The sequence below is a fragment of the Micromonospora sp. NBC_01405 genome (assembly GCF_045040155.1).
Lineage (GTDB): Bacteria > Actinomycetota > Actinomycetes > Mycobacteriales > Micromonosporaceae > Micromonospora.
The window spans coordinates 7005243-7023185 of sequence record NZ_CP109532.1; the positions used below are offsets into that span (position 1 = coordinate 7005243).

A 17943-nucleotide genomic window follows, 5' to 3' on the forward strand; every position below is an offset into this window, starting at 1 on the left:
GTCCCGTGCTCGCTCAGAACGCGGTGAACCCGGGCGACACCGCCTGGGTGCTGGTCTGCGCCGGCCTGGTGCTGTTCATGACCCCCGGTCTGGCCGTCTTCTACGGCGGCATGGTTCCCGCCCGCAACGTGCTCGCGATGTTGCAGCAGAACATCATCGCGCTGGGGGTCGTCAGCCTGACCTGGGTGCTGGTGGGGTACACGATCGCCTTCGGCGACGACGCCGGCACCGGCCTCTTCGGCAACCTGGAGCTGCTGGGGCTGACCGATCTCAAGGTTCCGCCCGCGCCCAACCTGCATGTGGCCGCCGGCCAGGTGACGATTCCGACCCTGGCGTTCATCGCCTTCCAGATGATGTTCGCGGTGATCACTCCCGCGCTCGCCACCGGAGCCACGGCCGGTCGGCTGAGGCTCGCCGGCTGGGCGTTGTTCCTGGCGGTCTGGTCCATCGTGGTCTACGCGCCCGTCGCGCACTGGCTCTGGCACCCCGACGGCTGGCTGGCCAAGTTCGGTGCCCAGGACTGGGCCGGCGGGATGGTGGTCCACTCCTCGGCGGGTGCCGCGGTCCTGGGGCTGCTGCTGGTCGTCGGCCGCCGCCGTAACTGGCCACACACCGCCGCCCCGCCCAACTCGATCCCGTTGACCATCCTCGGTGGGGGCATCCTCTGGTTCGGTTGGTTCGGGTTCAACGCCGGCGACGGGCTCCAGGCCAACGGGGTGGCCGCCCAGGCACTGCTCAACACCCACGTCGCGGCAGCGGCCGGCATGCTCGTCTGGCTGCTGGCGGAGCGACTCAAGGACGGCCACTGCACGGTCGTGGGCAGCGTCACCGGTGCGGTCGCGGGGCTCGCCACGGTCACCCCCACCGCCGGTTACGTCAACACGCTCTCCGCCATCGCCATCGGCGCCATCGCCGCCGTCGTCTGCCACACCGCGCTCCGGCTGAAGTACCTGCTCCGGCTCGACGACGCGCTGGACGTCCTCGCGGTCCACTTCGTCGGCGGCATGCTCGGCTCACTGCTGCTCGGCTTCTTCGGCGACAGCGGCATCAACCCGCTGGGCGTGAACGGTCTCTTCTTCGGCGGCGGCGGGTCCCTGCTCTGGCACCAGGTCGTCGGCGTGGTGACCGTGGTGGTCTTCTCCTTCGTGCTCAGCTGGGCGATCGCCGCCGCCGTGCAGGCAGTCGTCGGGCTCCGCGCCCCGGCCGACACGCAGGACAGCCTCGACCGGACCCAGCAGGACACCGACGCGTACCACCTCGGGAGCGTCGCGGGACTGAGTGGAACGGGGGCAGCCCAGCGCGGCAACCGACGCCGACAGGGCCGCTCCGGCGATCGGGCCGCCCAGGGGGCGGCCCAGCGGGACAGGCTGGTCATCGCGATGCTGGATCCGGTTCTGTTGCCCGACACCCGGGAGCTGCGGGACACCCTGCTCGGCGCGGGGGCCAGCTCGATCGTGGTCTCCGACGCCACGGTCTCCACCGCCACGCCGGCCGCCCAGTCGCTGCCCCGGGGTTACTGGCAGGAGCAGGATCTCCTCGACCGGGTACGGGTCGAGGTGCTGGTGGGGCAGGAAGCCACGGCCGCGGTGCTGGACGTGCTCAACCGGTACGGCGCCGACCGGTCGGAGAGCTACGTGCAGGACGTCCGGCCCGCGACGGACCTGCACTGACTGGTTCGGGTCGACAGGGCGGTGCCCGGAGGCAGCGCGGGCGGACGCGGGGGCCGGCGTCCACCGCTCTCACGTCCCGGTCCGGACCCGGCGGACCAGCAACGCCACCGGCACCAGCGCGAGCAGTCCCCAGGCCGGCACCCAGTGGGGTCGCTGCTGCGCCACGGCCCCGATGCCGCCCCCGATGGAGTAGCAGACGAGCGTGAGCAGTCCGAGCAGCGATGCCTGCCTGGCCCGGTTTCGGTCGGTGCCGGGGGCGGCGATCCACCGGACGATGTATCCACCGGTCTTGACGACCGTGCCCGACTGGTACGTGATGGTGGTCTTCACCCCCGCCGTGCGAACGAACAGCGTCGTGAAAGCGCCCGTGGCGAGTCCGCCGGCAGCGGCCAGGACGGCCCGCGACACCGGGCCGTCCTGGCCGTGGTGGAGCAGGACGTTGAGGAACGTCCAGAGCGACAGGCCGAGCGTCGTGGCAGCCAGGCCTCGCAGGGCTGGCGACCAGCGGCCCGGCAGGGAACGGATCCAGGAGACCACGCCGGCCGCAGCGGCGAACGCGAGCAGCGAGGCACCCGCGGCCGGCCAGGCCGGGTGCCATCCGGCCGGACCGATACCGAGGAAGATGAGGTTGCCGGACTGGTTGGCGACGAACGTGCCGTAGCGCAGGAACGCGAAGGCGTCCAGGAAGCCCGCGGTGCCGGTGCAGAGCACCAGCACCGCGATGGGGCGACGGAACTCGCGGTACGACTCCCCCGGCCCCGGCCCCGGCCGGGCCGGGTCGTCCGGTGACGGCGGCGCGGGTGGCGAGCTACTCATCGTCGTCGGCACCCCCGGGCACACACGTCGGGGGCGTCGCCTCGACCGGACCGCAAACCTACCCCATGTTACTGCATTTCGGACATAAGTTGCTCAAAGGGCGGGTCTGCGGGCCGGATCCACGCCGAACCGGGGAACCCCTCAGCTGGTTACGGACGCGAGCCTCGTCGCGGCAGCCGCCCAGGCACCGGCGTCGCCGGTCGGCTCGTACCGGCGGATCTGCCGGGTGGCCCACGGCAGCGACCGCATCGCGGTCAGATCCGGCGCCGGTGACCCGAGCGTCGGCCCCTGGACATCCGCGTCTCCCCAGGCGTCCGTTCCGTCAGAAGTTCAGCTTGTCGATGTTCTCGGCGGTGAAGGTGAACGGATCGCCGAGGACGACGACGCCGTCCTTGCCGACGGTGAACTCGCCCAGCTTGCCGGCGGTGAACGTGTCACCCTCCTTGCCCTTGATCAGGCCCGAGGCCAGCGCCCCGCCGGCGTACGCGGCCAGGTAGCCCAGGTCGGCGGGGTTCCACAGGGCGAACGACTTCACCGTGCCGTCCTTCACGTACGCGCGCATCTGGTTCGGGGTGCCCAGGCCGGTCAGCTGCACCTTGCCCTTGTACGCCGAGCCGGACAGGTAGCGGGCGGCCGCCGCGATGCCGACCGTGGTCGGCGAGATGACGCCCTTGAGGTTGGGGTGCTTGGCGAGCAGGCCCTGAGCCTCCTGGAACGACTTCTGGTCGTCGTCGTCGCCGTAGACGGTGTCGACGAGCTTGAGCTTGGCGTACTCCGGCTTGGCCAACTCGGTCTTCATCATCGCGATCCACGCGTTCTGGTTCGTCGCGTTCGCCGTGGCGGACAGGATCGCGATCTCGCCGCCCTCCGCGCCGACCGCCTCGGAGATCAGCTTGATCTGCGACTTCGCGATGCCCTCCGCCGTGGCCTGGTTGATGAACACGTCCCGGCAGGACGGGTTGGTGTCCGAGTCGTAGGTGACGACCTTCGCGCCGGCCTGCTGGGCCTCTTCGAGCGCACCGCAGACCGCGTCCTTGTCGTTGGCCGAGACGACGATGACGTCGGTCTGCTGCTGCGACAGGGTGTTGATGTAGCTCACCTGCGCCGAGGGGCTCGCCTCCGACGGGCCGGTCTGGCTGTAGGAGCCCTTGAACTCCCCGACCGCCACCTTGCCGCCCTTGTTGTCCGAGGTGTCGAAGTACGGGTTGTTCACCTGCTTGGGCAGGAACACGACCTTCAACCCGGACTTGATGGTGCCGTTCCCGGCACCGCCGTCGTCGCCGGTCGCGGTGCCGGAGTCGTCGGCGCAGGCGGTGCTGGTGAACAGCAGCGCCAGCAACGCCGCCGAGGCGATCGCTCGCATGCCTCTGGTGCTCATGAGGGTGTCCTTTCCAGGGCGGGGACGGGTCGTCGCCGGCTCAGCCGGTCACGGGCCAGCCGAACGACGTTCGGCCCGACGACGGAGAGAATGAGCAGGGACCCGGTCACGATGGTCAGCGCGTTGGCCGGCACGTCGGCCAGTTGCAACGCGTTACGCAGTGTTCCGAGCAGGGCGACGGCGGCGAGCACTCCGACGAGGCCCCCGCGCCCGCCGAAGATCGATACGCCACCGAGCAGTACCGCCGCGACGACCGACAACTCCAGGCCGGTGGCGTTGTCCGCGCGGGCGCTGGCGAACCGGAACGTCCAGAAGACACCGGCCAGCGCGGAGACCGCGCCGGTGGTGACGAAGAGCCAGAACTTGGTACGGGCCACCGAGATGCCGGAGAACGTGGCCGCCTCGGCGTTGTTGCCCATCGCGTAGAGGCCCCGACCGACCGGTGTGGCGTGCAGGATGACCCCGAAGACCACCGCCAGCGCCGCGACCACGAGGACGAACCACGGGATGGTGGTGCCCGGGATCGGGCTGATCGCCTGCCGGGTCCAGTCGGTCGGATAGTCCGCCACCGCCCGGTCACCGAGCACGACGTAGGCCAGGCCGCGGTAGAGCGCGAGGGTGCCGATGGTGACCGCGAGCGACGGCAGCCCGAACACGGTGACGAACAGGCCGTTGACCGCGCCGAGGAGCGCGCCCAGGGCGAGGCTCGCCACGATGAGCAGCGGCAGGGACGTCACCCCGAGGTGCCAGAGTTGCCCGAGCACGGCGCAGGTCAGGCCGACGATGCTCGCCACCGACAGATCGATCTCGCCGGTGATCACGACGAGGGTCAACGGAAGCGCGATCAGGGCGACCGGGATCGCTTCCAGCACCAGGAACCGGTAGAAGCGCGGGTTGCTGACCCCCTCGATGGTCAGGCTGCCCACGATGATCACGCCGACGAGCGCGACGATGACGACGGCGTCCCAGGAACCCAGTCGGGATCGCCAGGCCGGCCGGCCGGGCACGGTGTGCTCAGGCGCCACGGGCCTTGCCTCCTTGCAGACGGTGGGCCATCCGCACGGCGAGCGCGCGGTCCAGCCCGATGGCGGCCAGGATCAGCGCGCCGACGGCGGCGCGCTGCCAGAACGGGTCGATGCCGAGCACCGGCAGGGCGCTGCCGATGGTGGTGAGCAGCACGGCGCCCAGCGCCGCGCCGTAGACGGAGCCGCTGCCGCCGAAGATGGCCACGCCGCCGACCACGACGGCCGCCACCACGTTGAGTTCCGAGCCGAGGCCGGCGTTGGCGTCGAGGGTGCCGAATCGGGCGGCGTAGAGCACGCCGGCGAGGCCGGCGAGCGCGCCGTTGATGATGAAGGCGGCGAAGACCCGTCGACCGACCGGAATCCCGCAGAGGCGGGCCGCGTCGGGGTCGGAGCCGATCGCGTAGAGCTCCCGACCGCTGCGGTAGGACCGCAGGGCGAACCCGGCGACGACGAGCACCGCGACCGCGAACAGGGTGAGCACCGGAACGCCGAGCACGGTGGCGGTGCCCATGCGCAGGAATCCGGCGGGCATGTCGGCGGCGTTGACCTGCCGTCCGGTGGCCCACGTGTAGTCGATGCCCCGGAAGACGTACAGCGTGCCGAGGGTGACCACGAGTGCCGGCACCCGGGCGGCGGCGATCAGTGCGCCGTTGACGGCGCCGCACACCGCGCCGAGCGCGGTGCCGACCAGGACGGCCAGCGGGATCGGCAGTCCGGGAACGGCGAGGAACAGGGTGCCGGTCGCGAACGCCGACAGCCCGAGGATGGAACCGACCGACAGGTCCACGTTGCGGGTGATGATGACGATGGCCTGCCCCACGGCGAGGATCGCCAGAATGGTCGAGCCGAGCAGCAGGTCCTTGACGCTCTGCGCGGACAGGAACCGCGGGTTGGTCAGCGCGGTCACGGCCACCAGCAGCGCGAGGGCGAGGGCGATGCCCAACTCGCGGACGACGAACAGGCGGTGGGCGGTTCGCGCGCCGACCCCGGCCCGGGACGATGGGCCGCCCGAGGCCGGGTCGGCCCGGCGTACGTCGGTGGTGGTCACTGACGCCCGCCCTGGTTCGCGGCGGCACTCCGCTGCGCTGCGCTGTTCGCGCTCACGACCCCTCCCGCTGTCCGGTGGCCGCGAACATGACCGACTCCTCGTCGGCCTGGTCGCGGTCGATCTCGCTGACCAGTCGCCCCTCGTGCATGACCAGCACCCGGTCGGCCATGCCGAGCACCTCGGGCAGTTCGCTGGAGACCATCAGGACGGCCACCCCCTCGGCGGCCAGCCCGGACAGCAGCCGATGGACCTCGGCCTTGGTCGCGATGTCGATGCCGCGGGTGGGCTCGTCGACGATCACCACCCGCGGCGTGGTCGACAGCCACTTCGCCAGGACGACCTTCTGCTGGTTGCCGCCGGAAAGGGTCGAGACCGGATCGGTCAACCGGGCCGCCTTCACCTGCAACCGCTGGGTCCAGGTCTGCGCCGACCGGCGCTCGGCCGAACCGAGCAGCAGGCCGAGCCGGCTCAGGGACCACCGCCGCGGCAGGGTGGTGTTGTCCGCCACCGACAGGTCCATGACGAGTCCCTGCTGGCGGCGGTCCTCGGGGACCAACGCCAGGCCGGCGGCGATCGCGGCCGGGGCACTGCCGGCCGGTAGCCGGCGTCCCCCGACGAGGACCTCGCCGCGGTCGTAGCGGTCGATGCCGAAGATGGCCCGGACGACCTCGCTGCGGCCGGCGCCGACGAGACCGGCGAGGGCGACGATCTCGCCGCTGCGGACGGTCAGGTTCACGCCGTCGAAGTGGCCGTGCCGAGTCAGGTCGCGGACCTCCAGCCGCACCTCGCCGATGTCGGCGGGGAGCTTGGGGTAGAGCGAGGAGACGTCGCGGCCGACCATCCTGCGGACCAACTGGTCGACGGCCAGCTGGTCCGCCGGGTCGGTGGAGACCCACCGGCCGTCGCGCATCACGGTGATGCGCTGGCAGAGGGCGTAGACCTCGTCGAACCGGTGGGAGATGAACAGCACGGCCGTGCCGGCTTCGCGCAGCGAGCGGGCCACCGCGAACAGCCGTTCCACCTCAACACCGGACAGCGCGGCGGTGGGCTCGTCCATCACCAGCACCCGGGCGTCGAAGGAGAGCGCCTTGGCGATCTCCACCAGCTGCTGGTCGGCGATGGAGAGACCCCGCGCCGGCCGGTCCGGGTCGATGTGGACCCCGAGCCGGGCGAACAGTTCCCGCGTCCGGGACCGCATCGCGGCGGTGTCGATGCGCCGCAGGCCGCGCAGGGGCTGCCGTCCGATGAAGATGTTCTCAGCCACCGACAGGTCGGGGAAGAGCGTCGGCTCCTGATAGATCACGGCGATGCCGGCCGCCCGGGCGTCGGCGGGGCCACCGAAGACGACCTCGCGGCCGTCGAGCGTCAGGGTGCCGGTGTCGGGCCGGTGAGCGCCGGCGAGGATCTTGACCAGGGTGGACTTGCCGGCGCCGTTCTCCCCCACCAGCGCGTGCGCCTCACCGGCATGCAGGTCGAGGCGGACGTCGCGCAGCGCGGCGACGGCCCCGAAGGACTTGCTCACGCCGTGCAGTGACAGCACCGGTCTCACCGCGGCTCCCCTCAGAGCATCGACGGATTACGACTTGACGAGGTGATGAAACGTTTCATATGTTCGTGGTCACGACACTATGGACGACCGCCTCAGGGCGTCAAGGGGTTTCGCGAGAGTTACCCGGTGTTACGTCCGCCGCGAGAGCAGTCCTCAGTAGAACGATCCGACCCGCCGGGCCGGTCAACCGACGCCAACGCCCGAGGGAAAGACCGGTGAGCATGCCGACCACGAGCATCAAGGAGGTCGCCCAGCGCGCGGGCGTGTCGATCGGCACCGTCAGCAACGTGCTCAACCGCCCCAATCTCGTCGCGCCCGCGACGCGCCAGCGGGTTCTCGACGCCATCGGGCAGCTCGGCTACGTCCGCAACGACTCGGCCCGGCAGTTGCGCGCCGGCCGCAGCCGCACCATCGCGATCGTCGTCCTCGACGTCGCCAACCCGTTCTTCGCCGACGTCGTCCGCGGCGCCGAGATGGAGGCCGAGAAGGTCGGCGGCGTGGTCGTCGTCTGCAACAGCGGCGAGGACCCCACCCGGGAACGCCGGCACCTCGACATCCTGGAGGAACAACGCGTCCAGGGGGTGCTCATCACACCGGTGCACGACGGCCCCGACTCCCGCCTGGAGCAGCTCATCGCGCGCGGCACCCCGGTCGTTCTGGTCGACCGTGGCTCGGGCCACCACAACCGCTGCTCGGTCGCGGTCGACGACGTGCTCGGTGGGCGGCTCGCCGCCGCGCACCTGCGCGAACAGGAGCACACCAGCATCGCCTACGTCGGCGGGCCCGCCTCCCTCCGGCAGGTCGCCGACCGACAGGCCGGTGCCGCCTCCGCCATCGGCGCCGACGGTGAGCTGCGGGTGATCGAAACGGCCACGCTCTCCGTCGCGGCCGGTCGACGCGCCGCCGGCGAGATCGCCGACCTGCCAGCACGGCAGCGACCCACCGCCGTGTTCTGCGCCAACGACCTGCTCGCCCTCGGCGTCCTGCAGGAGATGACCCAGCGCGGCGTGCGCGTTCCCCGTGACATCGCCATCGTGGGCTACGACGACATCGAGTTCGCCGCGGCGGCCGCCGTCCCGCTCTCGTCGGTGCGTCAGCCGCGCGAGCAACTGGGCCGCACCGCGACCCAACTCCTGCTCGATGAAATCAACGACCACGGCCGGCACCAGCACCGGCATGTCGTGTTCCAGCCGGAACTGGTGGTGCGCGAGTCGAGCAGCCGCCCGTACCGGCGGCCCGCCCGCGCCACCGCGCGCGGCTGACGGCAGTCGGCGGGCCGCCGGCCGCCGTCACATCGCCGGCTCGGAGCGAGCGGCGACTGTTCGACGTCGGGTTTCGCGCCGACCCACCGGGCCGCGCCGAATCCCTCGTCGAGCAGTCCGGTCTCGAACCAGGCGGGGGCGGTCCAGCCGGTCGCACGACCGGGCCCGTCCCACCCCCGCACCCGCCAGTGGCAGCGGGTCCGGGCGGCCAGCCTGCGGCGGCGGCCCGGGGACCTCGGGTGACATCTGTGTCATGGGTCCTCCCCTCGAAAGCGGTGGTGGAGGGGCCGGCGCCATGGGCGGGCTCAGGACGTCGACCAGACGTCGGCGATCGACGGGTCGTAGCCGTCGCCCATGTCCTGGAACCGCACCCGGACGACACCGTCCTGCGTCGCCTCGGGCTCGTCCACGACGAACTGGTAGCTGACGGTTCCGACGACGCCGACGGTACGCCGGTACGAGCGGGTGTGCACGACCACGCCGTCGACGAGGACCTGGTAGTCCTTCAGCTGCGCCTGGTCGTAGGTCTCCACCGCCCGGAGCACGAACGGCTTGCCCGGCGCGACGGCGAGGTCGAACTCGAACCAGCCGCCGGGATGGCTGACGTTGGTGTAGCGGCGGGTCAGGCCGGCCTCGGTGTTGGTGCCCGAGTGGGGCGACGCGGCGAGGCGGTGAGCCTGCTCCGAGGCCGGGTCGCCGAGGTCGACGTGGTCGAGGACTGCCGCGGGTGGATCGGCGAACTGGACGGGCACCGTGAGGATGCGGCGTTCCGCGGTGGTGGCGCCGGTGGCGATGGTGATGTCGGCCGGCCCCTCGGTCACCGTCCGGGGCGCGGTGAGCACCGTGGACACCGTGGTCTCGGCACCGGGGGCGAGCTGGTAGGCCGTGGTGGGCGGGTCGACGGTCCAGCCGTCCGGTGCCGTGGTGGTGACCTGACCCGTCATCGGCGCGGTCCCCCGGTTGCGCAGCACGGCGCGTACGGTCGTCGGGGCGCCCGGCGCGACCGTGGCCGGCGCGGCGGCGCTCGACACGATCGCGACCGCGGGAACCGTGGCCAGCGAGCCGGCCACCGGCACCGTCGCTGTGCCGGCGCGGTAGCGGTAGCTGGCCGCCCCGGTGACCGGCACCGTCGCGGGCGACTGCCCGGCCGGGATCGTCAGGTCGTAGCGGTGGCTGGTCGCCGTGCCCGGGGCGACGGTGCTGTCGCGTCTGCCGACCGGTGTCACCGTCCAACCCTCACCGGCGCCCAGGGTGGAGGTCACGCCGGTCAGCGGCGTGGTGCCACCGTTCGCGATGACGATCGTCGCCCGCACGACGTCGCCGGGCAGCCGCTCGCCGATCGGGAGGTCGAGTTTCGCCACGGCACCGATCAGCGCTGACGACGCGGCGGAGAGCCGCTGGTCGGCCCGGGTGAGCAGCGCGGTGAGCCGGTCGGCCGCCGCCGCGGGGACACGGCCCACCTCGACCTGCCTGCGCAGCCACCGGTCGAGGTCGGCCGCGGTGGCCAGGGCCCGGTGCACGTGCGCCGCCGTGGCGCGGTTCTCCCCCGCCGGGTGGGACGCCCGAGCAGCCGCTGCCTCCGCCGTGAGTTTCGTCAGCTGGGCGCGCAGGTGCTCGACCACTCCCCGGGGCAGTTCGCCGGCGAGGTCGTCGGTGAGCGTGACCGCGGCCCGGACCGCGTCGAGGGCCTCGCCGAGGTCGCCGAGCACCCGGTCGAGGGCGAACGTGTAGGTGCCGGAGCCGATGTCGTAGACGGCGGTGCCGCCGTCCATCCTCACGAACCGCACACCGTCGGCCTGCTCCGCCGCCCTTCCGCCCTCGGTGACGGCGTGCCGGGTCGGCGCCGGGACGCGGACGGTGGCGGTGCTGTTCGCGGGAACCGTCACCGTCAGGCTCATGTCGCCGCGGGCGTCGAGCTTCCAGTCGGTGCCGATCGTCCCGCGCACCGACCGGTACGACGCCCGCGCCGACGTGAGGTTGCCACCGGGTTGTGGGGCGAAGGTGACGTGGGACCAGCCGGGGCCTGCCGGATCGGGCTGGATGCCGGCGACGGTGCGGTACATCCAGTCGCCCACCGCGCCGTAGGCGTAGTGGTTGAAGGAGTTCATCGACACGTCGCCGAAGCTGCCGTCGGGCATGATCGAGTTCCAGCGTTCCCAGATCGTGGTGGCGCCCTTGGCGATCTCGTAGCCCCACGACGGGTAGGTGTCGTTGAGCAGCAGCCGGTAGGCCACCTCCAGGTGCCCGGTGTCGCTGAGCGCCGGCAGCAGGTCGGGGGTGCCGAGGAAGCCGGTGGCCAGGTGCCAGTCGTGCCGCTCGACGTTGGCGACCAGCCGGTCGGCCGCCTTGGCGCGCAGCCCGCCGGGGAGCAGGTTCATGCCGATGGCCAGGACGTAGCCGGTCTGGCTGTCGCCCTGCACGGTGCCGTCGGCGGCGACGTAGGTCTCGACGAACGCTCCGGCGATGTCCTTGGACAGCGCGGCGTAGCGCTGGGCGTCGGCGGTCTTGCCGAGGGCGGCGGCCATCTCGCCGAGCAGCCGGATGCTGTGGGCGTAGTAGGCGGTGCCGATGACCCCGGCGGGGGTCGGGTCGTCGAGGTTGAGCCAGTCGAGGTACGGGCCGGCGTTGGTGCGCCGGTTTCCTGAGCTGGTGCTCTGCAGCCAGGTGGCGTAGCGCACCATCGACGGGTAGTGCTCCTCGATGACCCGGGTGTCGCCGTAGCGCTGCCAGAGGGTGTGCGGAACGGTGATGCCGGCGTCCGCCCAGCCGGTGGCGCCGTCGCCGCAGCAGGCGCGTGGTGCGACGTCGGGGTAGGCGCCGTTGGCCGACTGCGCGTCACGCAGGTCGTGCAGCCACTTGGTGAGGAACGTCAGGCTGTCCATGTTGAACGTGGCGGTCTCGGCGAAGACGTTGATGTCGCCGGTCCAGCCGAGGCGCTCGTCGCGGGCGGGCGTGTCGGTGGGGATGGACAGGAAGTTGCCGCGCTGGCCCCAGGTGATGTTGCTGTGCAACTTGTTCACCATCGCGTTCGACGTCTCGAACTGACTGGTGAGCTCACCGTCGGTGTGCATGACGAGGCCGGTGATGGTGCCGAGGTCGGGGGTTCCGGTGAGGCCGGTCAGCTCGACGTAGCGGAAGCCATGGAAGGTGAAGGTCGGCTCGTAGGTCTCCGCGCCGCCGGCGAGCCGGTAGTGGTCGGTGGCCTGCGCCGAACGCAGGTTGGCGGTGTAGGCGGTGCCGTCGGGGTTGAGCACTTCGGCATGCCGGATGCGCACCGTGGTGCCGGCGGGGCCGTTGACGTTGAGCCGCACCTTGCCGACCATGTTCTGACCGAGGTCGAAGATCCACGTGCCGGGCGTCGGCTGGGTGAGTGTCCTGGCGGGCAACTCCTGCACGACCCGGACGGGCGGGTCGACCTGGGCGACGAGTTTGCCGGTCGCGCCGGTGTCGTCGACCGTCGCCGGTGACCAGCCGGAGTCGTCGAAGCCGGGCCGGTTCCAGCCGGCCGGCACCTTACGGGCGTCGTAGGTCTCGCCATGGATCAGGTCGCTCTGCCGGAACGGGCCGGGGGTCACCCGCCAGGAACCGTCGGTGCGCACCGTCTCGGTCCGGCCGTCGGCGTAGTCGATGAGCAGTTGCGCGCTCAGGTGCGGTCGGGAGCCGTAGCGGTCGGTGCCGAACCACGCGATGGTGCCGGAGTACCAGCCGTCGCCGATCATGGCGCCGATGGCGTTGTCGCCCTGGCGGAGCTGGCTGGTCACGTCGTAGGTCTGGTACTGCACCCGCTTGTCGTAGTCGGTCCAGCCGGGGGCCAGTTCGTGGTCGCCGACCCGCCGGCCGTTGACCGAGAGCTGGTAGACGCCGAGCGCCGTGGCGTAGACCCGGGCCCGGGCGACTTCACCGTCGACGTGGAAGCCCCGGCGCAGCAGCGGATTCGCGTCCAACGCGGTGAGCATGGCCTCGGTGTTGCCCGACACCCGCAGTCCGGCCGTGGTCGGGGTTCCGCCGGCGAACGGGTTCTCGCCGTCGGTGAGCGGCGCGGCGAAGAGGGTGGTGCTGCCGCTGGTCACCGAGAGGTCGGAGAAGACGGCGGATTCGGTGCCGCTGGAGCGCAGGCCGACCGAGCCGGCGCGGTGCGCGGTGTTGCGGGTGACGTCGACCTGCACGCCGTCGACCCAGGTGGTGAGCGTGTCCCCGGCCGCGGTGATGCGCAGGGTGTGCGGTGTCGTCAGCTTGTCGGCCGGTACCACGTCGCCCAGTGGCACCTCCTTGAGGACCGTCCAGCTTCCGCCGGTGCGGACGTGCGGGCGCAGCTTGGCGGTGCCGCCGGTGATGGAGAACTGCCACATGTAGGCGTCGGCGGGCCCGCGGGCGCGGAAGAAGATCCCGGCGGCGTCCCTCTCCAGCCGCGTCGTGGTCTGGATGGTGTAGTCGGCCCAGGATTCGGTGGGTGAGGGCATTCCGATCCAGTCGGCCCGCCACCCGTCGGGGCCCTTGACGCCGGTCTCCCAGGAGGCGGGGGCGCTCCAGTCGGAGGTGCGGCCGGCCGTGTCCCAGACGCGGACCTGCCACAGGTAACGGGTGCGCGGGTGCAGCGGTGGGCCGGCGTAGGCGACCAGTGTGCTCTCCCGTGCGGCGACCCGGCCGCTGTCCCAGACGTCGGGGTCGCCGAGGCGGGTCTTGTCGGTGGCCACCCGCACCTGGTACGCCTGCTGGATCACGCCCCGGGCGGCGGCGCCGATCATCCAGCCCAGGCGTGGCCGCGCGACATCCAGACCGATCGGGTCGCTCGCCCGCTCGGTGGTCAGTTCCGTGACGGCCAGCTCGTGGACCACCGGCTGCACGGCGACGGCCGGGGCCGCCGCCGGCACCGCCGCGGCGAGGGTGAGGAGTAGCGCGAGCACGGCTGTCAGTCCGGGCCGCAGCCGTCCTGGGAGTTCCATACGTCGAGTCCCCACCCTCTATGAAACGTTCTAACAATTCATCGAAATGTATCGTTACAACCCCGGCCGCCGGGAGCAATGGCTTCCGGTGGCCGGATCCGGACAGCCGTCGGTGCGGTGGCGCACTGGGCGCGGGACGCGGCCGAGGCGTGCGAAGTGGTCACGGGTCTGGTCCGGCGTGCCGGCGCCGACGAGGTGGTCAAGGTCGAATCGAACTCGACCGGGAAGGGGTGCACGTCCCCCGCCGGTTGCAGGTCGTGATCGTGGACGCACCTTCCGCCGGTGCCGTCAGTGCACCAGCCGGCCCATCAGCCGCTTGAGCTCAGCGGCCGGATCCGTGGTGAGGCCACCGTGCACCGGACTGGTCTGGATCACCGTGCTGCGCGGCGCGGTGAGCCAGCCGAACCGTGCCCGCCGGGTGCCGGCAGCGATGCGGCCCGCACCGGGATCACCCACGCACACGGCGCGGATCGCGTCGAGGGCCGCGGAGACCATGTCGACGTCGACGTCGACGTCCAGCGCGCGCAGCCGTTCGACGTCCACATGGACGGCGGCACCGAGGAAGTCCGCACCCGGGCAGTAGAGCAGGGCCCCGACATTCACCTGCTCGCCGCGGTCAACCCGGGGAACAGCCCGCAGCAACGCGTAGTCGAAGCCCAGGGCGGGGATCGGGCCTGCGGTCACGCGATCGCCTCCGTCGGCCACCAGCCACGCTCGCCCATCCGCCGGGCCAGCAGGTACTCGACGTATCGCTGCCGCAGCTCCGCCGGGTCGGCGTCCGCCGTCACGGAATTCAGGCTCACCAGGAAGCTGTCGGGCACCAGGGCGACGACCTCCGCCAGGAGCTCGGCGGTCACGATCGCCGCCAGCTCGGCGTCCAGCTTCGCGAGGACCGCGGGGCCCAGCTTCGTCACGAGATCCGCGAGCACGTGCTGGGACAGGTCGTACCGGCGGTCGGCCCAGGCCGCGACCGATGGCCAGGAGTGCTGGAACAGCAGCGCGGCGCCGTGGTCGATCGCCCACAACTGGCGATGCCAGATGAGCAGGTTGGGGTTGGACCAGGTGCGGTCCACGTTGGCGGTCAGTGCGTCCAGCCAGTAGATCCGGGCGGCTTCCTCGGGCGGCGGCTCCCACCCGACACCGTCGTAGCCCACCGATCCCGGCAGGAAGTCCATGCCGAGGTTCTCCCCGGCGCTGGCCCGCAGCAATTCCTGAACCTCCTGGTCCGGCTCACGGCGCGCCACCTCCGGGTCGACGCCGACGACGGCGAGCTCGGGCACCCGGATGCCGAGCCGGCGGCCGAGTTCACCGACGACGACCTCCGCCACCAGGGCCGCGCTGCCCTGCCCCGCTCCGCGGAACTTCACGACGTAGGTCCCGTCGTTGTCCGCCTCCACCACCCCGGGTAGGGAACCGCCCTCCCGCAGGGGAGTCAGGTACTGCGTTCCCAATACTCTCTGCAACAGAATCCACCCTACTGATCACTGACTCACATACTGGATCGTATCGGCATACGATAGTGTATCCGAGTTCACGGAAGGGGTCGATCATCATCAACAAGAGGCTGACGCGGCAGGAAAGCCGCGAGATCACCCGCAAGGAGCTGCTGCAGGCAGCAGCCGAGCTGTTCGCCGAGTGCGGCGTCAACGGCACCTCGGTCGAGCAGATCGTCGAGCGCGCCGGCTATACCCGGGGCGCGTTCTACGGCAACTTCGACGGCAAGCACGAGCTGGTCCTGGCCCTGCTGGAACAGCGGACCGAGCACGAGCTCAAGGAGGTCCAGGCGCTCGGCCAGCGGGCGGGATCGTTCGAGGAGACGATCGAGCACCTGCGGGGCTGGCACCGCGAGCGGGACAAGAATTTCGTGAGCTGGCTGGCGCTGCGTACCGAGCTCTGGCTCTACGGGCTGCGCGATCCGGAGATGCTGCCGCTGCTGGCCGATCGAGAGCGGCGTTCCCGCGCGGCGATGGCCCAGGCGCTCGCGCAGGGCTTCGCCGCCCGCTCGATCACGCCACCCGCGCCGGTGGAACTGCTGGCCCTGATCGTGCACGCGCTGGACGACGGGCTGTCCATCCAACGCGCGCTCTCGCCCGACGACGACACCGCCGGGAACGTCATGGACGCGGTGGATCTCCTGATCAGGTCCTGGACCGCCCTGGCCCGGACCGGCGCGAACGACCCCACCGACCCGCCCGCCCCCGGGAACGGCACCCCTCGCCCATGAGCCCGTGGCCGGCTGCTCCGGCCGCCACGACCAACCGGAGAACTGGAGTGCCCGGTAGCGGCGCCACGGCTCAGGCGCGCTCGTAGGCGGTGCCTGCGTGGTTGCGCTTGAGCAGGCCCTCGTCCACCAGGGCGCGGCGCAGGGTCACCCAGTCGTCGAACCACTCGCCGCAGAGAGCGTTGACCCGGGTCTCGGGGTACACCTCGCCGGGGGTGAAGGTGTCGACCACCACGGCCAGCACCCGGGAGCGGATCTCGGCGTCGCCGGGGATGGCGGTGATCCGGCCACGGCGGAAGTACACGCCCGCGCCATGTCCGCCGCTCCGGCCGCCGACCCGGATCTCGGCCTGGACCGCGCGGCGGAAGGCGTCCTCCACCGGGGCGTACGAGTGGGTCGCGCGGTCCTCGGCTGCGATCCCGCCGTCCACCAGCTTGCGCAGCGCGCTCGCCGCGACCTTCCGGGTCAGGCCCGCCTGCTCCGCCACCGACCCCACGGTGCGCGCGCCGAGCACGAGCGCGGCGAACGCGGCACGGCGCGCCGGCTCGGCGAGCAGTCCGACGATGTCACCGCAGGACGCCGGGCGCTCGTCGGAGCCGACCGAAGGTTCAGGGTCGACAGTGGGCACCGGGCACCTCATCTCGGGATCGCCGGCCGGCGTCGACCGCTTCCGGGCTCGTCCACCCGCACAACGTAACAGTCACCCACGGCCGCCCCGGTCCGGAAACCGGTGCCGCTCCACTGCCGTCACTCGGCGGCGGAAACGCTCTGCGCCATTGGCTCTCGCTCGCCTGCGGGCGGCTCCTCGGCCCGCTGCTCGCCCGGCGGCGGATCCAGCCGACGCAGGGCCGGCACCAGCAGTGCGAACGCGGCGACCATGCCCCAGGCGACGGCGAGCAGCACGCCCGTCTCGCGCAGGCCGATCCCGCTGATCAGCAGACCCGCCACCAGCGTGCCCGCCGGCACGGCCGTCATGGTGGCGGCGTTCTGCAGACCCAGGACGCGGCCCCGGTAACGCTCCGGGATGCGCTCGGTCACCAGCACCAGGGCCAGGGCCTGCATGGGGCCCGCGCCGAACCCGGCGAGGGCGGCGGCGGCCAGCAGCACGGGGGTCGGCGGCAGCAGGGCCAGACCGACCGTGCCGAACGCGGTAACCACCTGGGCGGCGACGAAGACCGCCCGCCGGGAGAGCCTGGCCCCGGCGATCGAGTACACGATCGACCCGCCGATGCCGCCCAACGCGAGGAAGGCCACCACCAGGCCGAACCCGCCGGGCGAGTCGCGGGCGACCAGGTACACGGGGAGCAGGATGTTCTGCAGCGGCGCCAGGACGAGGACGCTGATCGTCACCACGAAGGTCATCGCGGCGAGCACCCGGTCGCCGCCGAGGACGCGGAAGCCCTTGAGCAGCTCGGTGCGGACACCGCCACCCGCCTCACCCGAGCCCCGGCCCAGCCGCGCGGGAAGCGTGGCCGTGGTCAAGGCTGCCGCCACCGAGCAGGCCCCGGTGATCCAGAGGACCGTGGTCGGGTCGAGGAGCACGAGCAGCCCACCCGCGGCGGCCGGGCCGACGACCAGGACCACGCCGTTGACGCCCTCGCGCAGGCCGGCCAGCCGCTCCAGACCGACGCCCGCCGCCGCGGCGACGTCCGGGGCCAGGGACTCGCGGGCGGTCATGCCGGGTACGTCCAACAGCGCGCCCGCGACGCCGAGCACCATGAACCACGCGACGGTGAGCCCCGAGACCTGGTCGACGAAGGGCACCGCGGCCACCGCCAGCGCCGAGGCGAAGTCCGCCCAGATCGACGTCCGGCGCCTGCCGAACCGGTCGATGACCAGCCCTCCGGCCACCGCCGCCACGAGCATGGGTAGCGCGCTCACCGCGGCGATCAGGCCGGCTGCGGCGGGGTCCCCGGTACGGACCAGCACGAGCCACGGCAGGGCGATCGCGGCGATGGAGTTCCCCAGCAACGACAGGGCGTGGGAGAGGAGGTAACGGATCAACACCTCGCCGATTCTGCGCGATCCCGC

Annotated in this window: 13 protein-coding genes; 3 read left to right on the plus strand and 10 right to left on the minus strand. The window is 71.9% G+C overall.

Annotation, left to right across the window (positions count from 1 at the left end):
* Window positions 1–5 precede the first annotated feature (5 nt).
* Window positions 6–1670, plus strand: a complete 1665-nt coding sequence (locus OG559_RS29995) for an ammonium transporter (protein ID WP_405110177.1) — start codon at window positions 6–8, stop codon at window positions 1668–1670.
* Between the two features lie 69 nt (window positions 1671–1739).
* On the opposite strand, the gene OG559_RS30000 is transcribed toward OG559_RS29995, so the two are convergent.
* From OG559_RS30000 to OG559_RS30020, 5 genes are all read right to left on the minus strand, one after another.
* Entirely contained in the window at window positions 1740–2486 is a 747-nt protein-coding gene (locus OG559_RS30000; RefSeq protein ID WP_405110180.1) for a DUF1275 family protein, read from the minus strand.
* Between the two features lie 322 nt (window positions 2487–2808).
* Window positions 2809–3864, minus strand: a complete 1056-nt coding sequence (gene rhaS / locus OG559_RS30005; protein WP_405110183.1) for a rhamnose ABC transporter substrate-binding protein — start codon at window positions 3862–3864, stop codon at window positions 2809–2811.
* Window positions 3861–4889 carry an ABC transporter permease gene (locus OG559_RS30010; protein ID WP_405110186.1) on the minus strand — a complete coding sequence of 343 codons (1029 nt, stop codon included), beginning with the start codon at window positions 4887–4889 and terminating at the stop codon, window positions 3861–3863. Before OG559_RS30010 ends, rhaS begins: the two co-directional genes overlap by 4 nt.
* Entirely contained in the window at window positions 4879–5937 is a 1059-nt protein-coding gene (locus tag OG559_RS30015; RefSeq protein ID WP_405110189.1) for an ABC transporter permease, read from the minus strand. Before OG559_RS30015 ends, OG559_RS30010 begins: the two co-directional genes overlap by 11 nt.
* 52 nt (window positions 5938–5989) lie before the next feature.
* Complete coding sequence (locus OG559_RS30020; RefSeq protein WP_405110192.1) at window positions 5990–7486, minus strand: sugar ABC transporter ATP-binding protein; 1497 nt, start codon at window positions 7484–7486, stop codon at window positions 5990–5992.
* A 221-nt stretch (window positions 7487–7707) separates the two neighbouring features.
* Here OG559_RS30020 and OG559_RS30025 point away from each other — a divergent pair, with 221 nt between their 5' ends.
* Entirely contained in the window at window positions 7708–8748 is a 1041-nt protein-coding gene (locus OG559_RS30025; RefSeq protein WP_405117074.1) for a LacI family DNA-binding transcriptional regulator, read from the plus strand.
* Between the two features lie 305 nt (window positions 8749–9053).
* Here the strand turns inward: OG559_RS30025 and OG559_RS30030 are convergent, their stop codons facing one another.
* The 3 genes from OG559_RS30030 to OG559_RS30040 all read right to left on the minus strand — a co-directional run bounded on the left by OG559_RS30030 (window position 9054) and on the right by OG559_RS30040 (window position 15154).
* Window positions 9054–13691, minus strand: a complete 4638-nt coding sequence (locus OG559_RS30030; protein WP_405110195.1) for a family 78 glycoside hydrolase catalytic domain — start codon at window positions 13689–13691, stop codon at window positions 9054–9056.
* 288 nt (window positions 13692–13979) lie between these two features.
* Window positions 13980–14375 carry a DUF3037 domain-containing protein gene (locus OG559_RS30035; RefSeq protein ID WP_396672256.1) on the minus strand — a complete coding sequence of 132 codons (396 nt, stop codon included), beginning with the start codon at window positions 14373–14375 and terminating at the stop codon, window positions 13980–13982.
* Window positions 14372–15154, minus strand: coding sequence for a HipA family kinase (locus tag OG559_RS30040; RefSeq protein WP_405110198.1), 783 nt, complete (start codon window positions 15152–15154; stop codon window positions 14372–14374). Before OG559_RS30040 ends, OG559_RS30035 begins: the two co-directional genes overlap by 4 nt.
* Before the next feature lie 56 nt (window positions 15155–15210).
* On the opposite strand from OG559_RS30040, the gene OG559_RS30045 reads away from it, so the two are divergent.
* Window positions 15211–15915, plus strand: coding sequence for a TetR/AcrR family transcriptional regulator (locus tag OG559_RS30045; RefSeq protein ID WP_405110201.1), 705 nt, complete (start codon window positions 15211–15213; stop codon window positions 15913–15915).
* A gap of 70 nt (window positions 15916–15985) precedes the next feature.
* Here OG559_RS30045 and OG559_RS30050 read toward each other — a convergent pair whose 3' ends face one another.
* Window positions 15986–16540 carry a DUF2087 domain-containing protein gene (locus OG559_RS30050; protein WP_405110204.1) on the minus strand — a complete coding sequence of 185 codons (555 nt, stop codon included), beginning with the start codon at window positions 16538–16540 and terminating at the stop codon, window positions 15986–15988.
* Window positions 16541–16659: 119 nt separating this feature from the next.
* Entirely contained in the window at window positions 16660–17919 is a 1260-nt protein-coding gene (locus tag OG559_RS30055; RefSeq protein WP_405110207.1) for an MFS transporter, read from the minus strand.
* Window positions 17920–17943 lie beyond the last annotated feature (24 nt).